Raw genomic sequence first — 21443 nt, forward strand, 5'->3', positions numbered from 1 at the left:
GGTGGCGCTTACCGGGAAAGCACGACACGCCTGTTTCATTTGGGACCCTTGAGAATCCAGGCCGCCAGCGTCTGGGTGTCCGCATCGCTGAGTGCTGGCTGGGCGGGCATGGGCACCGGCCCCCATTTGCCGGAGCCACCGGCCTTGATGCTTTTGACCAGATAGGCCTGTGCATCGGCCTGGGCCGCATATTTCCTGGCCACATCCTGGAACGCCGGGCCTACCAGTTTCTTGTCCGCCGCATGGCAGGCCATGCAGGCGTTCTTCTGCGCCAGCGCCTGATCCGCCTGCGCCAGTGCAGGAACAGCCAGCCCCAGCAACACCGTCAAGCCACCCAGCCAGGATGCAGTTTTCATCGCTTGGTCTCCTTATATTTATATATAAGCATGTTGTTATTTAAAGTATCCAACAGCTCGTCAGATTTGAGATCCCGCGCTAACCCTCGTTATTCCTGAACAGGAACAGCGATATCCATACCCGGCTCAACGCCCCTGCACCGCTGCCCGGGCAGTCTTCATACGCTCATCCAGATAAGCGCCATAAAAATCGGGGATGGAGCTGCCAATCAGGCGATCAGCCACTTCCCGTCGTCCTGCTCCATGAAAAAGCACGGTGGGAGCAACCTCGATCTCCAGTTGCCTGACCATGTCGTCATGCGTGGTCGCCGTGCCATCCCAGCTCTGCAAAGGCTCACGTGACAGAAAATGAATCTGAGTCACCAAAGCCCCGGACTGTTGCAACGGCAGCAAGTAATGTTCGCGCACGATCTTGCAGAACGGGCAGCCATGCAGGCTTGCCATCACCACCAACGGCTGCTTGCGGGCCAGCGCCAAGGCCAGGTCGTGCTGCAGGCTCTGGCTGGTGGGCAGCAGGCGCTCAGAGGCATCGAGCGCCGCCCACGCCGGGGCCGCCCCCGCCAGCAGCAGCTGCAAGCACAGTCTTCTGCGGGCACGAAAGGAGCTGGCTGTTTCCATCACGGCTTTTCCTGCTCCATCAGCAAAAAGGTGTTGTAGGCATTCATGCGATTGGCTTCCTTGAACAGCGGGTAAGCCGAGAACCTGGACCAGTCCGTCGCCTGATAGGCCTCGTCAAACGGGTCAAGATTGGCTGCGGCCTTGCCCATGGCCTCGCGCAGATAGTGCAGATAGTCTCGCGTCAGCTGCATGTCCTGGCGCGGCTGCTCGGAGGCCGGGCCGTGGCCCGGCACCATGACCTTCACAGGCAGCTTGAGCAACTCGTCCAGCGCCGCAATCCAGTGGCGGCTGTCGGCCTGGCCCACATAGGGAATGCGGTTGCGAAACACCACATCGCCAATGAACAGCACACCGCTTTGCGGCAGGAAGATCGCCGTATCCTCCGGCGTATGCGAGGGCCCCATGTGCTGCAGCACAAAGTCCACGCCCCCCACCTTCAGCGTGGAGCTGTCGCCCGACACCCATTGACTCGCCGGCACCAGGCGCGTGCCCTGGTCGACCCAGGGCGCCAGATCCTTGCGCGAAGCCTCGAGCCGCAGATGCGCGGTCTCGGAGTTGATGTATTCACGCGCCTGGGCATGGGCCACGATTTTTGCGCCCAGGGCCTCGAACACCTGCAGGCCATAGATGTGGTCGGCGTGATAGTGGGTCAGCAGCACATGGCTGATGGGCTTGGGCGTCAGCGTACGGATTTTCTGCACCAGCTCCTCGGCCAGTGCGGGCGAACCCAGCGCATCGATCACGACCACGCTGTCATGGGTGATGACAAAGCCCGCATTGGAGATGAAGTTACGATTGGCCGGGCTGCCCAGCGCCGATACGCCCTGCACAAAAAATACATTGGCAGCCACCTGTTGCAACTCCATCACGGGCGCGCTGACCGCTTGCGGAATGAGCGACCTGGGGGCTGCATCATGCGCGGCCGCTGTACCTGTCGCTGCAATCGTTGCCCACACAAAGCTCCTCAGCGCAGCTCCTGCCCAGCTTGTCATGGCTTTGTCTCCCTTGCATGGGCAGCGCGTCATGCTTGCATGTCGCCACTAGCGCTTGCCCTATTTTTGAATGTTTGCGTCATCGTTAATATAAGCAAGTGGCAATATTTAACCAAGGGCATCTTCCCTGATTCCCATAGACACCACAGGAGACATTCCATGAAGCGCCAGTTCCTTGCCCTGAGCTTTGCCCTGTGTACGGCGATTGCCGCCGCTCAGGATGTGAAAGTGGTCTATCACGTCAACACCGGCGTGGAAACAGCGGCCGCCATACTCGCCAATATCAATAACGAACTCAATGCCTCGCCCACGGACAAGATCGTGGTGGTCACCCATGGGCCAGGCATAGACTTTCTGCTGAACAATGCCAAGGACAGCAAGGGCCGCGAGTTCAGCGGCCAGGTCAGCGCACTGGTGGGGCGCGGCGTGGAGTTCAAGGTCTGCAACAACACGCTGCAAACGCGCAAGCTCGATGCCTCAAGCCTGCTGATGGAGGCCTCGGTCGTCCCCTCCGGTGTGGCCGAAGTCGCACGCCTGCAGGCCAAAGAAGGCTTTGTCTATCTCAAGCCCTGAACCACATACGGCCATGAAAAAAGGCGCCTGGTGCGCCTTTTCTTCTTTTGGGCTCAAGCCGTCAGTTCTGTTCGATGGCAATCTGCACGCAGATGGTGCGGCACATATGGACGACCTTCTCGTTGGCGATGAAGTAGTAGATGCTGACCCCTTCGCGCCTGCGGCCCAGAATGCCGGACTGGTACAACGTGTTCAGATGCTGAGACATATTGGGCTGGGTCGTGTCTATGGAAGCCAGCAGCTCGGAGACGTTTTTTTCTCCGTTGCACAACGCGCTGATGATCTTCAGCCGCATGGGCGCAGCCATGGCTTTGAACAGCTCGGCCGCACTCTCGAAAACGCTGTCATCCTCAAGCTCTGACGATTCCATGAAACACTCCTGAACACCGCTTCAGACGGCAACCCTCAAATAGAGGTGGTACGCCATGGTGCATGGCACCAGTTTATAGGAAGGTCATGCAGCGCCTGTCATCACCCGACGACAAACACTGATAGGCATCAGGCAATCCCGAAAAAGAAGCAGCCAGCGCCTGACTGCTATGAATTTCAGGAACTTTCATAGCTGAAACCCATTGCCAATATACGCAAGCAGCTATCAAAAAATCAAGCTAGCTTCCACTCCAGAGGCCAGGCACCGCTTTGCACGTTCTGCAGCCACAGGCAGCAGCTCAAGGTCTTGGCATCGGTGACCTGGCCGCTACGCACGCCGTCCAGCAGCTCGTCAGCCGTCATGCTGCAGACATCGAGAAACTCGTCGGCATCGAGCTGGCGCTCGCCCGCAGTCAGGCCGCGCGCGAAGAAGATGTGAATGACTTCGTCGGAGTAGCCGATCGCCAGATGCATGGGGCCGGCATAGGCCCATTCCCGCGCGCTGTAGCCGGTTTCCTCCAGCAGCTCGCGCTGAGCGCAGATCAGCGGCTGCTCGCCCGCATCGAGCTTGCCTGCAGGAAACTCCGTCATGACCCGGCCCACGGGGTAGCGAAACTGCCGCTCCAGCAGCACGCGGCCATTGTCGAGCAGGCCTATCACCACCACGGCGCCGGGGTGCACCACATACTCGCGCGTGGCCTGCCCGCCATGAGGCAGACGCACGGTATCGAGCCTCACCTGCAGAAAACTGCCCTGGTGCACCAGCTCGCTTTTGATGGGGTGCTCGATCAGATGGGCTTCCTGAGCCTGTTTGTCTTGTTGGGTCATCTCCGACTCGTCTTTCAAAGCGCTGTGGTGACAGCGCAAATACATCCAAGGTTTTAATCTTCGCAGAAGCCGGCTTCACTTTCCTCCACTCAGACCATGATGCATCCCATCGACACAGCCCAGACAGACATACAGCGCCACCAGTTTGGCCGCGTGACGGTGTTTCGCGGCGCCAAGGGTGGCAAGTATCCGGACGGCAACCAGGTCATGACTCGCGGCAGCGATACGCTGGCAGCGCTGGATACGCCTATCGTTGCCAACCATATCGGGGCCGAGTTCGATGCCACCGAGCTGGTGGTGATGGGTCATGTGCATGAGGACCATATGGCCGGCCTGCACCGCCTACCAGACGCGCAGGTCTTTGCTCACGCGGGCGATCTGGCGGCCTTGCAAAGCTGGGAGGGCCTGGTTGCCACCTTTGGCTGGGCTGATTCGGCTCAGGCCGGCATCATGCGCAGCAAGCTGGAGAGCGAATTCTTCTACGCCCCCAGACCCGATGCCAGGGGCTACGAGGATGGAGCCGTCTGGGAGCTGGGTCAGTCGCAGATTCGCGCCATTCATATGCCTGGCCATACGGCAGGCCATACCGTGCTGCTGATCGAGCCCGAAGGTGTTGCCTTTATCGGCGATATCGACCTGACAGGATTCGGCCCTTATTACGGCGATGCCTGCTCCTGTCTGACGGACTTTCGCCGCAGCCTGGCGCGGCTGCCCGAGATCGATGCCCGGGTCTGGGTGACCTCGCACCACAAGGGCATTTACACGGAACGCGAGGCGTTTATTCGAGACCTCAAGCGCTTTGCTGCGGTCATTGACGAGCGCGGTGCGCGCATTCTCGAATGGCTGGCGCAGCGGCCCATGACGCTCTCGCAGATGGTGGAGCAGCGCCTGCTCTACCCGCAAGGCTTTGATGCGCCCTGGGTACAGGGGGCCGAGACGCGCAGCATTTCCCAGCATCTGGATGAGCTGCTGGCGGTCGGAGAAATCCTGCAGGAGCGCAACGTGCGCGGCGAAGACCTTTATCTGCGGGCTTGAATCCAGAGAAATAAAAAGCCGACTTCTCAAGGAAGTCGGCGGTGGCAGGCGCTTGGCCACGCATCCACCAGGCAAGCGTGACAAACGCACAGCGGCTAGATCAGCCGGGCCCGGTCACCCGGGCTTTGAGACTCAGGCCACAGCTTCCATGGGCTTGCGCAGAAAGCCCTGGTTGGCCCCTTTGCGGTTGGGTGCGAAGCCGTTCTTGGCCAGGGTTTCATCGGCGGTTTCGTAGAACACGCCGATCTGCTTGATCTCGCGGGCCTGCTGGGCCGTGGCAATCGGGCGACCGAACTCGCCCGCAATGCGCACCAGCTGCTTGATCTGCTCCACGGTGCTCATCTTGCCGGTGCGGGTCTGATTCCACAGCACGTCTTCGATACCGCAGCGCACATGCAGACCCAGGGCCATACCGATCATATTGATGGGCAGCACGTTCAGCACCGAGCTTTCCACCGTCACGATGGCGTTGTCGGGCACGGCGCGCAGCATATTGGCCAGGTTGTAGATATTGGCCTGGTCCATGCCGCCGCTGATGGCGACCCAGTTCATGACCAGCGGCCCCTTGTAGACGCCACGGCGGATCATGCGCTCTATGGTTTCGAAACTGTTGATGTTGTAGACCTGGAAGGCGCTCTGGATGCCCTTTTCGGACAGGCGACGGATATGTTCTTCGACGAAGCTGGGGTTCGATGGAACAATCATGTCCTTGTAGGTCTTGTGCAGATGCGGGAAGCCGCGCGAGACACCGCGGAAGTCGTCTTCGCCGGCATGCTCGGTCACGTTCATCTGCGTGGTGTTCACGGTCACCGTCACCTGGTCGGGCACGGGTGTCAGCTCGGCCAGCATATGGCGGGTATCGTCGGAGAGCCACTTGGCTTCGCCGTCCGGGCCTTCGGGCGCAAAGCTGATGGAGCCGCCGACCTGGATGATCATCTCGGGCACACGCTCACGCACACCGGCAATAAGCTCGTTGAACTTGGACAGACGCTTGCTGCCCTTGCCGTCGTCTTCACGCACATGCAGATGCAGCACGGTGGCGCCGGCCTCATAGCAGTCCACGGCCTTCTGAATCTGCTCTTCCATGGTGATGGGGATGTCCTCGGGGAAGTCCGAGGGAATCCAGCCCGGAGCGTAGGGAGCTGCAGTGATGATCAGCGGTTGCTGGTTTTCGGGATACAGGTGACCGTCAAGAAAGTTCATGGTTGTTGTCTCCGGTTTGAGTGCGAGAAATCAGTGTCTGGACAAACTGCATCAGCCGATTTCAGGCCATTGCCGATGCGTGAAGCCAGTATCAAATGCCGTGCGAGATGCCACTTTGCATTTCAAGACACGCGCTTTCTCAAACGCGACAAGACCGGCAAACCATGCCTGAAGGTGATTGGCTCAGGCAACAGAGAGACGACATCGGTTCATGCACTGCAAAAGTCCAGGCGACTGCCGCGCACCATCGGCAACCTGCGACCTCCCCCTCCTCGCGGCTCCGATTGCAAGGCGCCCATACCGCGCCTCAAGCACGCATCGAAGCCATGCAGGCTGCAGCCCTACATCGGGTAAGTGCGGAGTACTGCAGTCATCAAATGCGAAGTCGCAGGCATGAAACGCCAAGTCACCGGACTTGCGGACCTCCATCATGAATTGGTGCATTCCTACACCCCAAGCACAAGAGCGCAGGGACATGCCGGCAGATTCAGCGGATCACCTATTCGTTGGGTCTGCCCCCTGCGAGACAGAGATCGGCGTCATGCCGAATGTCTGCCCCCCATGAAAAACGACAGGAGACATCAATGACAACCGCTGTGAATTTTGCTGGACCACCCGGCCCGCAAGTGATGCCCGTGATTCGCGTCTTGCGAGCCAGGGCCGATAGCGCCGCAGCAAGACAAGCGCTGAATGCTTGCGTTCTTGAAGATGGGCGGGTCACAGACTCTCCCGCCAGCACCATCTGAGCAACTCCATTTAGGGAGCAACACATGCGAAACATTCCTCGAACCCTGCGTTCCTGCGCCGCAATTCTTTGCGTCGGCGTAATGGCCAGCACCGCCGTACAGGCTCAGACCCCCGCATCCGCCTGGCCCGTCAAACCCATCCGCCTCGTCGTTCCTGCGCCTCCTGGTGGCATCACCGATGGTGTGGCGCGCCTGGTGGCCGATCATCTGCAGACCAATCTGGGCCAGCCCGTGGTCGTCGACAACAAACCCGGCGGATCGGCCGTGATTGCCGAGCGCGCCGTGATGAATGCACCTGCCGACTGGCATACGCTGATGATTGCGCCCTCCAGCATCTGGACCGACTTTCCGCTTACCGTGAAGACGCCGTTCGATGTGCACAAGACCTTCACCTATGTCTCGGATGTGGCCTCCATGGTGCATATGCTGGTGGCCAACAACAGCTTTCCACCCAACAAGATTCAGGAAGTGCTGGACTATGCAAAAAAGAGCTCCGGCCCGATCAATATCGCCAACCTGAGCCCTGGCACCCGCTCGGACATGCTGGGCGAGCTGCTGAGCGAGAAAAGCGGCGGCAAGATCACCGCCGTGCCCTACAAGGGCTCGGCCCCTGCCATCGTCGACCTGATCGGCAATCAGGTACAACTGACCTTTGAAGTGGTGACCAATGCAGCCCCGCTGGTCAAGGCCGGCAAGATCAAGGCCCTGGGCGTGGTCTCGCCCAACCGCTCGCGCCTGCTACCCGATGTGCCCAGCTTTGCCGAGCAGAACATGCCCGACTTTGTGCTGCCCGATGCCAGTGTGGGACTGTTCGTGCTGAGCAGCACGCCCCCGGCCCTGATCCAGAAGGTGCGCCAGGAAATGGACAAGGTGACTCAATCCGCCAAGTTTCAGGCGCAGCTCAAAACCCAGGGCTTTGACGCACCCCAGCCCAGCACGATGACGGAGCTGCAACAAAAAATGCTGAACACGGTGGAGCAGAACCGCAAAATTCTGAGCAAGCTCAGAATCGCCAGCAACTGAAGGACGCTGGCGTAGCCGCCCTCTCCCTGGGGTGGCACTTTGGTAGTGTGTTTGGCGGGCCCTTTCGGCCCGCTTTTTTATGCGCCGCCCGTGCCTTCGGTCTGCGCCTTGGCACGGCTGTCCTTGGCACTGCAGCCGAACTGGCTCTGATACCAGCGTGAAAAACTGCTGGGGGCCGTAAAGCCCAGCAGCTCGGCCACTTCGGTCAAAGAGCGGTTGCTCTCGAACACATAGCGCACGGCCAGCTCCTTGCGGATATCGTTCATCAGCGAGGAAAAGCTCTGCCCCTTTTCCGTCAGCCGGCGCTGAATGGTGCGTGGCACCACACCCAGGTGCTCGCTGACTTTCTCAATGCTGCAGCGCCCGCTGGGCAACAGCAGCAAGATGGTGCGGCGCACATCGTCCAGCACTGCTTCCTCGCTCATGGGAGCCACGGACTCCAGCAGCTTCTGGGCATAGCGCACCATGGCAGGGTCGGCAAATTCGTTGCGCGTATCGAGATCGGCCTTGACGCAAACAATGCAGTTGAACTCTTGATTGAACTCCACGCGCGGGCCGAACATCAGGTGATGCATGCTCAGGTCCTTGGGCGCGGCGTGCTCGAAACACACCATGCGAGGCTGCCAGTCGCGACCTATCAGCTGCCGAATGGCGCGCACCATCACGCCCAGCGCCAGCTCCACGCGCTGGCGCGTAGGCTCATGGGCACGGCCGGCCAGCAACAGCTCACGGATCAGCACCGTGTCGGCCTGCTCGTCCAGCTCCAGCGTCATGGCGCCGTTGAGCAGGGCCAGATGACGCACCAGCAGGTTCAGCGAATCGCGCAGCGTAGCCTGATCGCGAATCAGCAGGCCCACCGGCCCCATATTGGACAGCAGGCGCGAGCGCGCCATGCACAGACCAAAGCTTTCATTGCCCGACTGCGTGGCCGAGGCCTGCAGCAGGCGCCCCACCTTGTCCACCGGAATCATCAGATCCGGCTCGTCGAGCACACCGGGGCTCAGGCCGGCATCGAGCAGCATGCGCGCGCCATTCAGTCCCGAAGCCTGGGCGACTTCGGCGTAATTGGTCAAGCAGGCGGCGCGAACGAGAGAGGCCATGGGGTTTCACTAACTTGGCACTAATTGCAAAGCACCAGTCATGTAATGACAAGCGCCGATCGAGGGGAGTTTTCACACTGGCGACATTGATTCTATAAGGAGACTTCCCAATGAAAAACGAGGTTGGCGCAGCACCCGCCCTTATCCGCTCCAGCTCTTTGACCCGCTCGCTGGAAGTCAATCCTCTGACCTGCTCCATCGGTGCGGAGCTGTCCAACGTTCACCTGGGAGCGGCCGCCGAGGACGAAGGCCTGATGACCGAGATCCGCCAGGCACTGCTCAAGCACCGCGTGATCTTTTTCCGCGACCAGGACATCACACGCGCCGAGCATGTGGCATTTGCGCGCAAATTTGGCGAACTGGAAGACCACCCGGTGGTGGGAAGCCACCCCGAGCACCCAGGCCTGGTGCAGATCTACAAGACCCCCGACAACCCTCTGGACCGCAACGAAAACTCATGGCACACCGATGCCACCTGGCGCGAGCAGCCCCCCATGGGCTGCGTGCTGCGCTGCGTTGAATGCCCGCCAGTGGGCGGCGACACCATGTGGGTGAACATGGTGATGGCCTATGAGAACCTGCCAGACGACATCAAGGTCAAGATCGAGCATCTGCGTGCCCGCCATAGCATCGAAGCGAGCTTTGGTGCCGTCATGCCTATCGAAAAGCGTCTGGCACTCAAGGCCCAATACCCCGACGCCGAGCACCCCGTGGTCCGCATCCACCCCGAAACCGGCGAGAAGATTCTGTTCGTCAACAGCAGCTTCACCACCCATTTCACCAACTACAACACACCCGCCAATGTGCGCTTCGGCCTGGACAAATCGCCCGGTTCCTCGCAACTGCTCAATTACCTGACCAGCCAGGCCATGATTCCCGAGTACCAGGTGCGCTTCAAATGGAGCAAAAACAGCGTAGCCTTCTGGGACAACCGCTCCACCCAGCACTACGCAGTGATGGACTACCAGCCCTGCCACCGCAAGATGGAACGCACCGCCATCATCGGCGGCCCCACGGACTGAGCCAGGAGACAGAAGATGACCTTGAAGCACACGACTCTCATCATCCCCGGCCTGCGCGACCATGTGGAAGAGCACTGGCAGACGCTGCTGGCAAAGGAGCTGACTGCGCAGTCCGTCCCCTGCGTCACCGTTCCACCGCTGGAGCAGGACAAGCTCAGCTGCCATGCCCGCCTGGACGCGATCGACCGTGCACTGGACAGCATCGACGGCCCCGTCATCATCGTGGCGCACAGCGCCGGCTGCATGATGGTCGCGCACTGGGCGCTGCGCCGAGCCCGTCCCATTCTAGGAGCCTTGCTGGCCGCCCCCGCCGATGTGGAAACCCAGATGCCTGCCGGCTACCCCCCCAAGGATGTGCTGGCAGCCCACGGCTGGACGCCCATCCCGCGCCAGCGCCTGCCGTTTCCCACACTACTGGCAGCCAGCAGCAATGACCCGCTGACCGCGTTGGAGCGCGCGCGCGGCTTTGCGCGCGACTGGGGGAGCGAGCTGGTGGAGCTGGGCCCCCAGGGCCACCTGAACCCGGCCTCGGGCCATGGCCCCTGGCCGCAGGCAAAACAGCTGATCGAGGATTTGCAGGCTCGGATCGAAGCCCGACAGCCCGAGCCAACGGCCTGAACCGCCCGAAGACCATCACGATGAATGCGCAGCCACCCACAATATATAAAAGGTGCGCGCAGATGGGGAGCCAGATCTCCCCATTGAAGGAGACAAGCAATGAAGGCAACGACACCCGCCTCACGCAATTCAGTGGACACCGCAGGTTCTCGCACCGCGACAGCCTGCGCACTGCGCCGGAAATTAGGCCTGGCCGTCATGGCCGTGGCCGCCAGCCTGGCCTTGCCCGCACAGGCCGAGCAGACCGTGGACTGGCCGACCAGGCCCATACGCCTGATCGTCACCGGGCCTGCCGGCGGCACGGCTGACACCCTGGCCCGCCTGCTGGCAGAGGGCATGCAGCAAGAGCTCAAGCAGCCCGTGATCGTGGAGTCCAAGCCCGGTGCCTCGGGGGCCATCGGCATCCAGGACCTCAAGTCCCATGGCAAAAACGGCTACACCTTTCTGGTAATTCAGGACGGAGCACTGAGCGAGGCGCCCCTGGCCCAGAAAGTCAGTTTCGACCCGTTCAAGGACCTGACGCCGCTGGCCCAGCTCACACGCACCGGACTGGTCATGGTCGCCAACAAGGATTTGCCGTTCCAGACCCTGCCCGAATTCATCAGCTACGCCAGACAGCAACGCGACGGCGTGGACTTTGCCTCCTACGCCACGGGCCTGAAAGGTCACACCTCGGGCATGCTGCTGGGCCAGTTGGCCAAGATCAATATGCGCCATGTGGGCTACAAGGGCTCGCCCCCTGCGCTGGTGGACCTCATGGGAGGTCATATCCCGGTGATGTTCGATGGCGTCACCACTTCGCTACCCCTGATTCGCAGCGGCAAGATCAAGGCGCTGGCAGTCGTCTACCCGAGCCGCCTGCAGACTTTGCCAGAGGTGCCGACCTTCACGGAGCTGGGCTACCCCCAGCTTTCCAAACCAGGCTGGTTTGCCCTGTGGTCCCACCCGCAAACCCCGGCAGCCATCCAGCAGAAGCTGCGGGACGTGGCGCTGGCACATTTCCGCAAGGAGGCCGTGCTCAAACAGCTCGCCACGGTGGGCATGGAGCCCGGCCAGCCCCTTACCACGGCAGAAATGACAGCCGACCTCAAAGAGGCCAGCCGCAAACAGGCAGCCCTGCTCAAGTCCATAGGCTACAAGCCCGAAAACTGAGGCCCGGGTCCTTGAGCAGTTGCCCTCAAGCTGCTCCATTACTTATCTGATTCAAGACCTCTGCCCAGTGCCAACCCTTGGCACCGTGGGCGGCCGCACCCGGCTCCAGTCCTTTGGCGGGATTAGAGCTGGGGGCTTGCCTGCGCCCTAACCCATCCCCAGGCCCGGCCTTGCCCTGCTGTGTTTTTCGTCGGTTTGCCACCAGGCATCTTTTTTCAACGGTTCAAGGAGACATGAATGACTACAAAAAAAATGGCTTTCAATGCGCTGAGCGCTCTCGCATGCACGCTGGCGCCGCTGGCGGCCTCGGCACAATCCTCTGTGCAGGTCTATGGCGTGGTGGATATGGCCGTATCCAATTACCGCGGCGCTGGCGCAGGCTCGCGTCAGATGCTGACCTCCAGCGGCAATCAGGCCAGCCGCCTGGGCTTCAAGGGCCGTGAAGATCTCGGCAACGGTCTGGCCGCCGGCTTTGATCTGGAAGCGGGTCTCAATACCGACAACGGCACCGGCCAGGCCTCCAACACCAACAACCAGCCTTCGGGGGCAGGCAGCAGCAATGGTCTGAGCTTCAACCGCAAGGCCCTGGTCTATCTGCAGAGCAAGCAATGGGGCGAGGTACGCCTGGGCCGCGACTATGTGCCCGCCTTCTGGAACATGTTCAACTACGACCCCTTTCGCCTGGGCGTGGGCATGAGCCTGCATGTGCTGCACGGCACCACTGTGACGGGCTTTCGGGCATCGAACAGCATTGGCTACTTCTCGCCCGGCTGCTCCAGCTCCAGTTGCAAAGGCCTGTTCTATCAGTTGATGACTGCATTCGGTGAAAACGATGCCGGCCCCAACCGCCAGGACGGCCGCGTCTATGGTGCACGCCTGGGCTATGGAGGCGACAACTGGGATGCAGCCGTCGCCATCACGTCCACCAAGAACCGTGCGGCCGACGATTACAGACAGATCAATGCCGCCGCATCCTACCTCTGGGAGGGCCACCGCCTCATGGTTCTGGCTGCCGATCACCGCACTGGCAACCGCCTGGCAGGTCTGGACAATGCCGACCATGTACGCTACTGGCAGCTGGGTGCCATCTGGAAGGTCGGTAACGGCAATATCCCCATGAGCTTCATGCGCCTGAACCGCAATGACAACAGCGGCAGCAGCTCCAACAAGTACGCAGTGGGTTATGTGCACAACCTCTCCAAGCGCACCGCACTCTACGGCACCTATGCCTATGTAGACAACCGCGGCAGCATCAACCTGCCGGTGGCCACGGGCGCGCTGCAAGGCCCGATTCCAGTCGCTGGCGGCAATGCCTCGGGCTTTGACATCGGCATTCGCCACACGTTCTGAGTCCAATCCATGGCAACCGGCGCCTGCCGGTTGCCGGCCAGAGGACATCAATCCTGAAACCATAGAAGAAGGCCCGCAGAGAAAATCTGCGGGCCTTCTTCTATGCACATCAGCGCTCGATGGTTTATCAGCAGTTGTCAGGCGGTTTGAGCCAGAGCAGTCCCTCTCTGACAAGAACTTCGTAGAGAGGAATCGTCATCTGCGGCGATGCCGTGCACTTGCCGCTGCGGATATCGAACTTGAGTCCATGCGCGGGGCAGCTCAGCACATGGGCATCGCAATTGCCGCCGGCCATGGAGGCACCCGCATGCGGGCAGCTGTTCTCCAAGGCATAGAACTCGCCTTCGACATTCAGCAGCAAGATGCTCTGGCCACCAGGCGTGAAGACCAACTTTCGCCCGCCAGGCGGCAAATCCCGCACGGCACCGGCGGCCAGCAATGCGGTATCAGGCGAAGATGCTGTCGGCAACACGGGCATGCTCCATGGCGCGCAGCAGCTCCGCGGGCGCCACCGCGCCCGTCACCTGCAGACGCTGGTTGAACACCATATGCGGCACGCCGCCGGTATGGCCGGCCTCGCTTTGGTAGCGCAGCGCATCAAAGCGGGAAGGATTCCAGTCCAGTGCTGCCGAGTGCGCCAGCTGCTGCAGCACCATGACCGAGCCTATATCGCGGCCCTGCACAAAGTAAGCGGCAAAGATGGACTCCACAAAACGGATCATGGATTCACCATCGAGCAGAGTCTGCGCGTAGTTGACCAACGCACAAACCAGGCGCGTGCTGGGGAAGGTTTCAATCAGCGCATGATTGATCTGCAGGCCCGCCGCATGGGCCGCCGAGCGCACCTGGGCACGGCGAACCTCCACGGCCCTGGGACCGCCCAGCCTGGCTTCGTAGAAGGCCTGGTAAGGCACTCCATGCTCCGGGATATGGGGCAGCAGAGTGTCTGCATGCCAATGGATTGCAAGCTGCTGGTCGGGATATCTGGCCAGCAGCATCTCACGGGCGGCCAGCAGATTGCGCAGACCGATCCAGCACCAGGGGCAGATCAGGTCCAGCGAAAAGTCGACCTGCAATGTCGTTGCAGCAGAGCTTTGAGTCATGGCATTTATTTCTTTGGGCAATCACCGGGGTTGATGCAAAAAAGGGCTGAATGGCTCAGCCCTTTTCATACAGAAGTGCTGCCTTCGGTATCTCAGAGCGTGAAGATGGCCGATCCCACAATCTTGCGGGCTTCCAGATCGCGGTGAGCCTGAACGGCGTCTTCCAGCGCATAGCGCTTGCTGATGTCCACCTTGATACGGCCTTCGGCCACATGGGCGAACAGTTCGTTGGCCAGCTCTGCACGCTCCGCGGGGTCGGCGATGTAATGCGCCGATGCAGGACGCGTCAGGAAGAGCGAGCCTTTGCCGGCCAGAATCTGCGGGTTGAATGGCGCAATGGAGCCCGAAGCCGTACCCAGACAGACCATCAGCCCGCGCACCTTCAGGCTGTTGAGCGAGCCCTCGAAAGTGTCCTTGCCCACGCTGTCGAAGACGGCATTCACGCCCACGCCGTCTGTCAACTCACGCACGCGCTTGGCCACGTCTTCGTGGCTGTAGTTGATGGTGTGAACGCAGCCGTTGGCCTTGGCCACTTCGGCCTTGGCATCGCTGGAGACTGTGCCGATCACGTTCAGGCCTTCCAGCTTTGCCCACTGCGACACCAGCAGGCCCACGCCACCGGCTGCAGCATGCAGCAAGATGGTGTCGCCCTTCTTGAAGTCCCAGATGCGGCGCATCAGGTAAGCCGCCGTCAGTCCACGCATGGTGATGGCTGCTGCGGTTTCAAAGCTGATGTTGTCAGGCAGACGGATCAGGGGGGCAGCAGAAATCAGGCGCTCCGTGGCGTAAGCGCCGATGGTGTTCAGCGCGCCGGTATAGGTCACGCGGTCGCCGACCTTGAAATCCGTCACGCCGTCGCCCACGGCCGTGATCGTGCCGCAAGCCTCGCTGCCCACGCCTGCGGGCAAAGGAGCGGGATACAGACCGGAGCGGAAATAGGTATCGGCAAAGTTCAAGGCCACAGCGCCCTGCTTGAGACGGACCTGACCTGGACCGGGTTGGCCGACTTCAATGTCTTCCTGTCGCAACACCTCGGGGCCGCCAACTTCGTGATAACGGATTACTTTAGCCATACAAACTCCCAGTCAGATACCAATCGAAAGGTGATACGGCACACCGCCTCACCTCGAACAGAAGCAATACGAATCAATGACTTAGGCCATATCCCCGGTATTCCTCCATTCAGACTGGACTGAATTTATGGGAATTCGGCTCCAGGACATTTCCCGAGAGCGCCGCCCTCTTGTCTTTACGCGACACCACGGGTAAACACCAGGTCAAAAAAGTTAACTATAAAGTTTCTCTTTGATTGAAAGCTTGCCGCAAGCGTTGGCCACCATATTGCGCGTCTGCGACTGCGGCAAGCCCGTCACAGCCCCTAGAATCATTCCGTTTACGTAAACGTCAAACCAATGCGAGGACCTGGCATTCTTGCCAGGCACCGGACATGAAGTCGAGGGAAGCCCCTGCCATCCGTGGCAGGCAACATCCCCAACAATCCAAGGCACAACCTAGGCCAGGCAGCCAGCCGGGCCAGTATTCAAGGAAACAGAGACGATGACCTACAAAGCGCCCATCAAAGACATGCTGTTCGACATGGAGCACCTGGCCCAGATCGAGCAGGTCGCCCAGATTCCCGGCTTTGAAGATGCGGGACTGGAAACCGCGCAGGCCGTTCTCGAAGAATGCGCCAAGCTTTGCGAAGGCGTGGTCGCTCCCCTGAATGTTCCCGGCGATGTCAATCCCTCGTCCTTCAAGGATGGAGTGGTCACGACGACTCCCGGCTTTGCCGATGCCTTCAAGCAATATGCCGAAGGCGGCTGGCAAGGCCTGCAGCACCCTGCGGACTTTGGCGGCCAGGGCCTGCCCAAGACCATTGGCGCGGCCTGTATCGAGATGCTCAACAGCGCCAACCTGAGCTTTGCGCTGTGCCCGCTGCTGACCGACGGCGCCATCGAGGCGTTGCTCACTGCCGGCAGTGACGAGCTCAAGTCCACCTACCTGGAAAAGCTCGTGACCGGCGAATGGACCGGCACCATGAACCTGACCGAGCCCCAGGCCGGCTCCGACCTGGCCCTGGTGCGCACCAGGGCCGAGCCTCAGGGCGACGGCAGCTACAAGGTCTTCGGCACCAAGATCTTCATCACCTATGGTGAGCACGATATGGCGGACAACATCGTCCACCTGGTGCTGGCCCGCGTGGCGGGGGCGCCCGAAGGCGTCAAGGGCATCAGCCTGTTTGTCGTGCCCAAGTTCCTCGTGAACCAGGACGGCTCCTTGGGCAAGCGCAACGATGTGCACTGCGTCAGCATCGAGCACAAGATGGGCATCAAGGCCTCGCCCACAGCCGTGCTGCAATTTGGCGACAACGGGGGAGCCATCGGCTACCTCGTGGGCGAGGAAAACCGCGGCCTCGAATACATGTTCATCATGATGAACGCAGCGCGCTATGCCGTGGGCCTGCAGGGCCTGGCCGTCGCCGAGCGGTCCTACCAGCACGCTGTGGCCTACGCCAAGGAACGCGTGCAAAGCCGCCCCGTCGACGGCTCGGTCAAGGCCAGCGCCACCATCATCCACCACCCCGATGTGCGCCGCATGCTGATGACCATGCGTGCCAGCAACGAGGGCTGCCGCGCCATGGCAACCACCGCCGCTGCCGCCTACGATGCCGCCCACCACCACCCGGACGCCGAAGTGCGTCAGGCCAACCAGACCTTCTATGAATTCATGGTGCCCCTGGTCAAGGGCTACAGCACCGAAATGGGCCTGGAAGTCACCAGCCTGGGCGTACAGGTGCATGGCGGCATGGGCTTCATCGAGGAAACCGGCGCCGCCCAGTACTACCGCGACGCCAAGATCCTGACCATCTATGAAGGCACGACCGCCATCCAGGCCAACGACCTGGTCGGCCGCAAGACCGCACGTGATGGCGGCCAGACCGCCAAGGCCATTGCCGCCCAGATCGAGAAGACCGAGGCGGCTCTCATCGCCAGCGGCACCGATACGGCCAAGGCGGTCGCCAGGAATCTGGCCCAGGCCCGTCAGGCCTTTGTGCAGGTGGTGGACTTCATCGTGGCCAAGGCCAAGGCCGACCCCAATGCGGCCTATGCCGGCAGCGTTCCTTATCTGATGCTCACCGGCAATCTGATCGCCGGCTGGCAGCTGGGCCGCTCGGTGCTGGCTGCGCAGGAGCTGCTGGCCAAGGGCCAGGACACGGCCTTCATGCAGGCCAAGCTGGCCACGGCACAGTTCTATGCCGAACATATCCTGACCCGAGTGTCCGGTCAGGCCGATGCTGTGATCAACGGCGCGGCCAGCGTAATGGCATTGCCCATGGATCTGTTCTGATCCTGCACCTGACGGCGGGGCGGCAATGCCCTGCCCCATCAGGAAATGCATGGAAATAGCGGCTGGTGCTTATGGATAAAGCGCTGACCGCTATTTTTTTGAATCTCTACAACGCACCTGGGCCAGTTGCCAGGCAGACTCTGGGGCCATCGCTCACGCGAGCAAACACGCGCCTCGGGTGGAATAAGCGATCTGTGCAACCCAGGAAGTGAAGCCATGGGCTACGGCTGCGCAATGCAGATACGTGCGATTTGCGTAACAAGCAACGAGGTAATCGATGCAGCTGTCGTAGCGGATCTACTGGAGCAAATGACGCTGAATGCACTCTCACTCACAGCAGCACGATATCGTATTGCTCCTGCGCCATAGCAGTCTCGGCCTGCAGCGAAATGGGCTTGCCAATGAAGTCCGAAAGACTGGCCAGATGCTGGCTTTCCTCGTCGAGGAACATCTCCACCACCTTGGGGGATGCCACAACGCGGAACTCATGCGGATTGAACTGGCGGGCTTCGCGCAGGATTTCGCGCAGCACCTCGTAGCAGATGCTGCGCGCGGTCTTGACATTGCCCTTGCCGGAGCAGGCTTCACAGGGCTCGCACAGCATATGGGCCAGCGACTCGCGCGTACGCTTGCGCGTCATCTCCACCAGGCCCAGCTGAGAGAAGCCGCCAGCCATGGTCTTGACGCGGTCGCGTGCCAGCTGGCGGCGGAATTCGGAGAGCACCTCGCCCTGGTGCTCCTCGCGCACCATGTCGATGAAGTCCACGATGACGATGCCGCCCAGATTGCGCAGCCGCAGCTGACGTGCAATGGCGTGCGCCGCTTCCAGGTTGGTCTTGAAGATGGTGTCGTCAAAATTGCGCGCACCTACATAGCCGCCGGTATTCACATCGATGGTGGTCAGGGCTTCAGTCTGATCGACGATCAGATAGCCGCCCGACTTCAGATCCACCCGCCGCCCCAGCGCACGCGCGATTTCCTCGTCGATGTTGTAGAGGTCGAAAATCGGCCTCTCGCCCTTGTAAAGCGCCAGCTTGGGCACAGCCGCCGGCATGTATTCCTGGCCAAAGCTCTTGAGCAGCGCAAACTGCTCGCGCGAATCGATGCGAATGCTCTGGGTGTTCTCGCCGACCAGATCCCGCAGCACACGTTGCAGCAGGTTTAGATCCTGATGCAGCACCGACATGACGGGCAGCTTCTGCGCCGCATCCTTGATGCGCGCCCAGGTCTTGCGCAGATAGCGGATGTCATCGGCCAGCTCGGCATCGCTGGATTCCTCGCCATTGGTGCGCAGAATGAACCCGCCGCCACCGCCCCCCTCCTTGGTGCCGACCAGCTCCTGCAGACGAGCCCGCAAGGCATCGCGCTCGTTCTGGGGAATTTTCTGGGAGATGCCGATGTGGTCGTCCTGTGGCAGAAACACCAGCAGACGCCCCGCAATGCTGATCTGCGTTGACAGGCGCGCACCCTTGGTACCTATGGGGTCCTTGATGACCTGCACCATGATGGACTGCCCTTCGAACACCTGCTTTTCGATGGGCGTCAGCGGCTGGTCCTTGCGCGCGAACATCGGGGCTTCGCCATTTTCCTGACGCTGCCAGACATCGGCCACATGCAAAAAGGCCGCACGCTCCAGACCGATATCGATGAAGGCGGACTGCATGCCTGGAAGCACACGCGAGACCTTGCCCAGATAGATGTTGCCGACGAGTCCCCGCTCCAGCGGGCGCTCCATGTGCAGCTCCTGCACGGCGCCGTTTTCGACAATCGCCACCCGCGTTTCCTGCGGCGACCAGTTGATCAAAATATCTTGCTGCATTGACTGTCGTTCTTTCTTTATATGTCCTGGCTTTTGCTGCGCCCAGTGTGCGACGCGCGCATGGCTGGCGCAAGACAGCTGCCATGCAGACCTTCCCGCAGGGAAGACTCAAGAACAGAGTGCCGATTGCGCCAAAGGTTCAGAGCGACCAGCCCAGCTGGCGCAAAAGCTCGGCAGTTTCATAAACCGGCAGGCCCATGATGGCCGAATAGCTGCCACGAATCTCTGCAATATGTGCGGCCGCCCTGCCCTGTATGCCATAGGCACCGGCCTTGCCCATGGGCTCGCCCGTGAGCACATAGGCATCGATCTGCGCCTCGGTCATGGACGCAAAGCGCACGGTGGACACCGACAGGGCCTGCAGACGCCGCACGCCGCTTTGCAGCGCCACGGCGGTCAGCACCTCATGTTCGGCCCCGGAGAGCAGATGCAGGATGCGTCGCGCGTCTTCGGCATCGGCGGGCTTGCCCAGAATCTGCTTTCCCAGGGCCACGGTGGTGTCGGAGCACAGAATGGGCGCCTGCGGCAAACCGCGCCGCGCATGGCGAGCCACGGCTGCATCGAGCTTGCCGGCCGTCACGCGCTGCACATAATCATGGGGGTCCTCCCCGACCAGCTCGGCCTCTATGGCCTCGGCATCCTCGGCGATATCACCCGCTGCATTGGGCAGCAGCAATTCATGCGCCACGCCCAGCTGCTCCAGCAGCTGACGACGGCGGGGACTTTGGGATGCAAGATAGAGAAATGGCGCCATGATTTTGATTAAAAATGGCCTCTAGCGCCCATATATAAAGCGCAAAAGGCTATCAAAATCATAGTATCACGCACTGCGCGAAATTGCACGCAGAGTCAGCTCACAAGCGCTTATTCGCGGTGGTAGGGATGGCCGGCATTGACCGACCAGGCGCGGTAGAGCTGCTCGATCAGCAGCACGCGCACCATGGCATGCGGCAGGGTCAGGTCGGACAGACGGATGCGCTCGTGTGCCGCGGCCTTGAACTCGGGGTCCAGCCCGTCGGGTCCGCCGATGACCAGGGCCACATCATCGCTCTCGAGCTGCCAGCCCTTGAGACGCTGGGCCAACGCCTTGGTGGTCAGATTGGTGCCGCGCTCGTCGAGCACCACGATGCGAGTGCCCCTGGGGATGGCGGCTTCGATACGCTTGCGCTCTGCCGCATACAGGGTCTCCAGCGTCTTGGAGCCGCGCGGCTCGGTCTTGACGGCCTTGAGTTCGACCTTGAGTTCGGGCGGAAAGCGCTTGGCGTAATCGTCGTAGGCCGTCTGCGCCCAGTCGGGCACATGCAGGCCTACAGCCACGATGGTCAGCTTCATTTAGGCCTTGGCGCGGGGAGCACGCTTGGCTGCGGGTTTGGCCGCAACCGGCTTGGCAGTACGGGGCGTGCTGGGCTTGACGACCACGGTCTTGACCGTCTTGGCAGCGGCGGACTTGGCAGCAGGCTTCTTTGCCGCAGGCTTGGCACCGGCAGCCGTCTTGGTGGCGGGCTTCTTGGCCGCAGCCTTCTTGGCGGCAGGCTTTTTCTCGACCACGGTGTTTTCCGCAGCTGCCTTTTCCACTGCCAGCTTGGCAGCCAGCTTCTTGGCGGCCACTTCGGCGGGCTTGGGCTTGGCGGCACCGATCTTCATGCGCACCGGTGTCTCGCCCCAGATTTCTTCCAGGCGGTAGTACTGGCGGATGGCCGGCTGCATGATGTGGCAGACCACCGAGCCGCAGTCCACGATGATCCATTCGCCGTTCTGCTCACCTTCCTGGCGGGGCACGGGAAACCCAGCTTCCTTGACGGCTTCGCGCACGCTGGAGGCAAGTGCCTTGGTCTGGCGGTTGGAAGTACCCGAGGCCACGATCACGCGCTCGAACAGCGGCGACAGTGCTTCGGTGTTGAACACCTGGATGTCGTGGGCCTTGACGTCTTCGAGGCCGTCAACAATGGCTCGCTGGAGTTTGGTGACGTCGCGCTTGGCTGCGGAATCCGATTTGGTGGAGGTGGTCATCAGGCGATGGAATCAGTAAATGATGGGATCAATATAGCGTGTGCTGCGCCACACCCGTATCAGGGCTGGGTTAGCGTCTGCGTTCAGGCCCCTAAGACCCGTGCTCTTCACGCATTGAAAAAGGTTGACGCGCCAGTCGATAGCGCGCATCCAGCTATGGAAATTATAGTTTTCTAAA

The 21443-nt window shown here is 61.1% G+C and carries 22 protein-coding genes; 8 read left to right on the top strand and 14 right to left on the bottom strand.

What is annotated here, in order from left to right; genetic code table 11:
* Positions 1-35: 35 nt before the first annotated feature.
* The 3 genes from CSE6_RS08745 to CSE6_RS08755 form a co-directional block, all read right to left on the bottom strand.
* A complete protein-coding gene (locus tag CSE6_RS08745) occupies positions 36-356 on the bottom strand; it encodes a c-type cytochrome (RefSeq protein WP_003062806.1) in 321 nt (106 codons plus the stop codon).
* 126 nt (positions 357-482) lie between these two features.
* Complete coding sequence (locus CSE6_RS08750; RefSeq protein WP_057092572.1) at positions 483-974, bottom strand: hypothetical protein; 492 nt, start codon at positions 972-974, stop codon at positions 483-485.
* Entirely contained in the window at positions 974-1966 is a 993-nt protein-coding gene (locus CSE6_RS08755; RefSeq protein WP_003062802.1) for an MBL fold metallo-hydrolase, read from the bottom strand. Before CSE6_RS08755 ends, CSE6_RS08750 begins: the two co-directional genes overlap by 1 nt.
* Positions 1967-2125: 159 nt before the next feature.
* Here CSE6_RS08755 and CSE6_RS08760 point away from each other — a divergent pair, with 159 nt between their 5' ends.
* Positions 2126-2539, top strand: a complete 414-nt coding sequence (locus CSE6_RS08760) for a DsrE family protein (RefSeq protein ID WP_003062800.1) — start codon at positions 2126-2128, stop codon at positions 2537-2539.
* Between the two features lie 61 nt (positions 2540-2600).
* On the opposite strand, the gene CSE6_RS08765 is transcribed toward CSE6_RS08760, so the two are convergent.
* A complete protein-coding gene (locus CSE6_RS08765; protein WP_003053925.1) occupies positions 2601-2909 on the bottom strand; it encodes a metalloregulator ArsR/SmtB family transcription factor in 309 nt (102 codons plus the stop codon).
* Between the two features lie 233 nt (positions 2910-3142).
* Positions 3143-3736 (bottom strand): NUDIX domain-containing protein, encoded by a 594-nt coding sequence (locus tag CSE6_RS08770; RefSeq protein ID WP_003062798.1) that lies wholly within the window; start codon positions 3734-3736, stop codon positions 3143-3145.
* Between the two features lie 96 nt (positions 3737-3832).
* On the opposite strand from CSE6_RS08770, the gene CSE6_RS08775 reads away from it, so the two are divergent.
* Positions 3833-4771: an MBL fold metallo-hydrolase gene (locus CSE6_RS08775; protein ID WP_003062796.1), complete on the top strand. Its 939-nt coding sequence runs from the start codon at positions 3833-3835 to the stop codon at positions 4769-4771.
* A 132-nt stretch (positions 4772-4903) separates the two neighbouring features.
* Here CSE6_RS08775 and CSE6_RS08780 read toward each other — a convergent pair whose 3' ends face one another.
* Positions 4904-5974, bottom strand: coding sequence for a 3-keto-5-aminohexanoate cleavage protein (locus CSE6_RS08780; protein ID WP_003062794.1), 1071 nt, complete (start codon positions 5972-5974; stop codon positions 4904-4906).
* A 770-nt stretch (positions 5975-6744) separates the two neighbouring features.
* On the opposite strand from CSE6_RS08780, the gene CSE6_RS08785 reads away from it, so the two are divergent.
* The gene (locus CSE6_RS08785) at positions 6745-7743 is read left to right on the top strand and encodes a tripartite tricarboxylate transporter substrate binding protein (RefSeq protein ID WP_231879693.1); all 999 of its coding nucleotides are present in this window, start codon (positions 6745-6747) and stop codon (positions 7741-7743) included.
* A 77-nt stretch (positions 7744-7820) separates the two neighbouring features.
* Here CSE6_RS08785 and CSE6_RS08790 read toward each other — a convergent pair whose 3' ends face one another.
* Positions 7821-8843, bottom strand: a complete 1023-nt coding sequence (locus tag CSE6_RS08790) for an AraC family transcriptional regulator (RefSeq protein ID WP_003062790.1) — start codon at positions 8841-8843, stop codon at positions 7821-7823.
* A gap of 110 nt (positions 8844-8953) precedes the next feature.
* On the opposite strand from CSE6_RS08790, the gene CSE6_RS08795 reads away from it, so the two are divergent.
* The 4 genes from CSE6_RS08795 (at position 8954) to CSE6_RS08810 (ending at position 12985) form a co-directional block, all read left to right on the top strand.
* The gene (locus tag CSE6_RS08795; protein WP_003062789.1) at positions 8954-9865 is read left to right on the top strand and encodes a TauD/TfdA family dioxygenase; all 912 of its coding nucleotides are present in this window, start codon (positions 8954-8956) and stop codon (positions 9863-9865) included.
* 15 nt (positions 9866-9880) lie between these two features.
* A complete protein-coding gene (locus CSE6_RS08800; protein ID WP_059440346.1) occupies positions 9881-10483 on the top strand; it encodes an alpha/beta hydrolase in 603 nt (200 codons plus the stop codon).
* 99 nt (positions 10484-10582) lie between these two features.
* On the top strand, positions 10583-11635 hold the full coding sequence (locus tag CSE6_RS08805) for a tripartite tricarboxylate transporter substrate binding protein (RefSeq protein WP_003062787.1): 1053 nt from the start codon (positions 10583-10585) through the stop codon (positions 11633-11635).
* A 237-nt stretch (positions 11636-11872) separates the two neighbouring features.
* On the top strand, positions 11873-12985 hold the full coding sequence (locus CSE6_RS08810; protein ID WP_223305591.1) for a porin: 1113 nt from the start codon (positions 11873-11875) through the stop codon (positions 12983-12985).
* A gap of 127 nt (positions 12986-13112) precedes the next feature.
* On the opposite strand, the gene CSE6_RS08815 is transcribed toward CSE6_RS08810, so the two are convergent.
* The 3 genes from CSE6_RS08815 to CSE6_RS08825 all read right to left on the bottom strand — a co-directional run bounded on the left by CSE6_RS08815 (position 13113) and on the right by CSE6_RS08825 (position 15161).
* Positions 13113-13463, bottom strand: coding sequence for a Rieske (2Fe-2S) protein (locus CSE6_RS08815; protein ID WP_050788931.1), 351 nt, complete (start codon positions 13461-13463; stop codon positions 13113-13115).
* Complete coding sequence (locus CSE6_RS08820) at positions 13432-14088, bottom strand: DsbA family protein (RefSeq protein ID WP_003062781.1); 657 nt, start codon at positions 14086-14088, stop codon at positions 13432-13434. Before CSE6_RS08820 ends, CSE6_RS08815 begins: the two co-directional genes overlap by 32 nt.
* Before the next feature lie 92 nt (positions 14089-14180).
* Positions 14181-15161, bottom strand: a complete 981-nt coding sequence (locus CSE6_RS08825; RefSeq protein ID WP_003062779.1) for a quinone oxidoreductase — start codon at positions 15159-15161, stop codon at positions 14181-14183.
* Positions 15162-15645: 484 nt separating this feature from the next.
* Here CSE6_RS08825 and CSE6_RS08830 point away from each other — a divergent pair, with 484 nt between their 5' ends.
* Positions 15646-17436, top strand: coding sequence for an acyl-CoA dehydrogenase (locus tag CSE6_RS08830; protein WP_059440347.1), 1791 nt, complete (start codon positions 15646-15648; stop codon positions 17434-17436).
* A 331-nt stretch (positions 17437-17767) separates the two neighbouring features.
* Here the strand turns inward: CSE6_RS08830 and rng are convergent, their stop codons facing one another.
* The 4 genes from rng to rsfS form a co-directional block, all read right to left on the bottom strand.
* Positions 17768-19255: a ribonuclease G gene (gene rng / locus CSE6_RS08835; protein ID WP_003062776.1), complete on the bottom strand. Its 1488-nt coding sequence runs from the start codon at positions 19253-19255 to the stop codon at positions 17768-17770.
* Between the two features lie 139 nt (positions 19256-19394).
* Positions 19395-20009, bottom strand: a complete 615-nt coding sequence (locus CSE6_RS08840) for a nucleoside triphosphate pyrophosphatase (RefSeq protein ID WP_003062775.1) — start codon at positions 20007-20009, stop codon at positions 19395-19397.
* A 110-nt stretch (positions 20010-20119) separates the two neighbouring features.
* Complete coding sequence (rlmH, locus tag CSE6_RS08845) at positions 20120-20587, bottom strand: 23S rRNA (pseudouridine(1915)-N(3))-methyltransferase RlmH (protein ID WP_003053899.1); 468 nt, start codon at positions 20585-20587, stop codon at positions 20120-20122.
* Positions 20588-21265, bottom strand: a complete 678-nt coding sequence (gene rsfS / locus CSE6_RS08850; RefSeq protein ID WP_003062774.1) for a ribosome silencing factor — start codon at positions 21263-21265, stop codon at positions 20588-20590.
* Positions 21266-21443 lie beyond the last annotated feature (178 nt).

The organism is Comamonas sp. E6, from assembly GCF_001010305.1.
In the GTDB taxonomy this organism is placed as follows: domain Bacteria; phylum Pseudomonadota; class Gammaproteobacteria; order Burkholderiales; family Burkholderiaceae_C; genus Comamonas; species Comamonas thiooxydans.

Coding starts and splice junctions, on each gene's coding strand:
- CSE6_RS08750 (WP_057092572.1), bottom strand. CDS start 974: ATGGAAACAGCCAGCTCCTTTCGTGCCCGCAGAAGACTGTGCTTGCAG.
- rng (WP_003062776.1), bottom strand. CDS start 19,255: ATGCAGCAAGATATTTTGATCAACTGGTCGCCGCAGGAAACGCGGGTG.
- CSE6_RS08780 (WP_003062794.1), bottom strand. CDS start 5,974: ATGAACTTTCTTGACGGTCACCTGTATCCCGAAAACCAGCAACCGCTG.
- CSE6_RS08810 (WP_223305591.1), top strand. CDS start 11,873: ATGACTACAAAAAAAATGGCTTTCAATGCGCTGAGCGCTCTCGCATGC.
- CSE6_RS08770 (WP_003062798.1), bottom strand. CDS start 3,736: ATGACCCAACAAGACAAACAGGCTCAGGAAGCCCATCTGATCGAGCAC.
- CSE6_RS08745 (WP_003062806.1), bottom strand. CDS start 356: ATGAAAACTGCATCCTGGCTGGGTGGCTTGACGGTGTTGCTGGGGCTG.
- rlmH (WP_003053899.1), bottom strand. CDS start 20,587: ATGAAGCTGACCATCGTGGCTGTAGGCCTGCATGTGCCCGACTGGGCG.
- CSE6_RS08755 (WP_003062802.1), bottom strand. CDS start 1,966: ATGACAAGCTGGGCAGGAGCTGCGCTGAGGAGCTTTGTGTGGGCAACG.
- CSE6_RS08815 (WP_050788931.1), bottom strand. CDS start 13,463: ATGCCCGTGTTGCCGACAGCATCTTCGCCTGATACCGCATTGCTGGCC.
- CSE6_RS08790 (WP_003062790.1), bottom strand. CDS start 8,843: ATGGCCTCTCTCGTTCGCGCCGCCTGCTTGACCAATTACGCCGAAGTC.
- CSE6_RS08760 (WP_003062800.1), top strand. CDS start 2,126: ATGAAGCGCCAGTTCCTTGCCCTGAGCTTTGCCCTGTGTACGGCGATT.
- CSE6_RS08800 (WP_059440346.1), top strand. CDS start 9,881: ATGACCTTGAAGCACACGACTCTCATCATCCCCGGCCTGCGCGACCAT.
- CSE6_RS08775 (WP_003062796.1), top strand. CDS start 3,833: ATGATGCATCCCATCGACACAGCCCAGACAGACATACAGCGCCACCAG.
- CSE6_RS08830 (WP_059440347.1), top strand. CDS start 15,646: ATGACCTACAAAGCGCCCATCAAAGACATGCTGTTCGACATGGAGCAC.
- rsfS (WP_003062774.1), bottom strand. CDS start 21,265: ATGACCACCTCCACCAAATCGGATTCCGCAGCCAAGCGCGACGTCACC.
- CSE6_RS08765 (WP_003053925.1), bottom strand. CDS start 2,909: ATGGAATCGTCAGAGCTTGAGGATGACAGCGTTTTCGAGAGTGCGGCC.
- CSE6_RS08840 (WP_003062775.1), bottom strand. CDS start 20,009: ATGGCGCCATTTCTCTATCTTGCATCCCAAAGTCCCCGCCGTCGTCAG.
- CSE6_RS08820 (WP_003062781.1), bottom strand. CDS start 14,088: ATGACTCAAAGCTCTGCTGCAACGACATTGCAGGTCGACTTTTCGCTG.
- CSE6_RS08825 (WP_003062779.1), bottom strand. CDS start 15,161: ATGGCTAAAGTAATCCGTTATCACGAAGTTGGCGGCCCCGAGGTGTTG.
- CSE6_RS08805 (WP_003062787.1), top strand. CDS start 10,583: ATGAAGGCAACGACACCCGCCTCACGCAATTCAGTGGACACCGCAGGT.
- CSE6_RS08785 (WP_231879693.1), top strand. CDS start 6,745: ATGCGAAACATTCCTCGAACCCTGCGTTCCTGCGCCGCAATTCTTTGC.
- CSE6_RS08795 (WP_003062789.1), top strand. CDS start 8,954: ATGAAAAACGAGGTTGGCGCAGCACCCGCCCTTATCCGCTCCAGCTCT.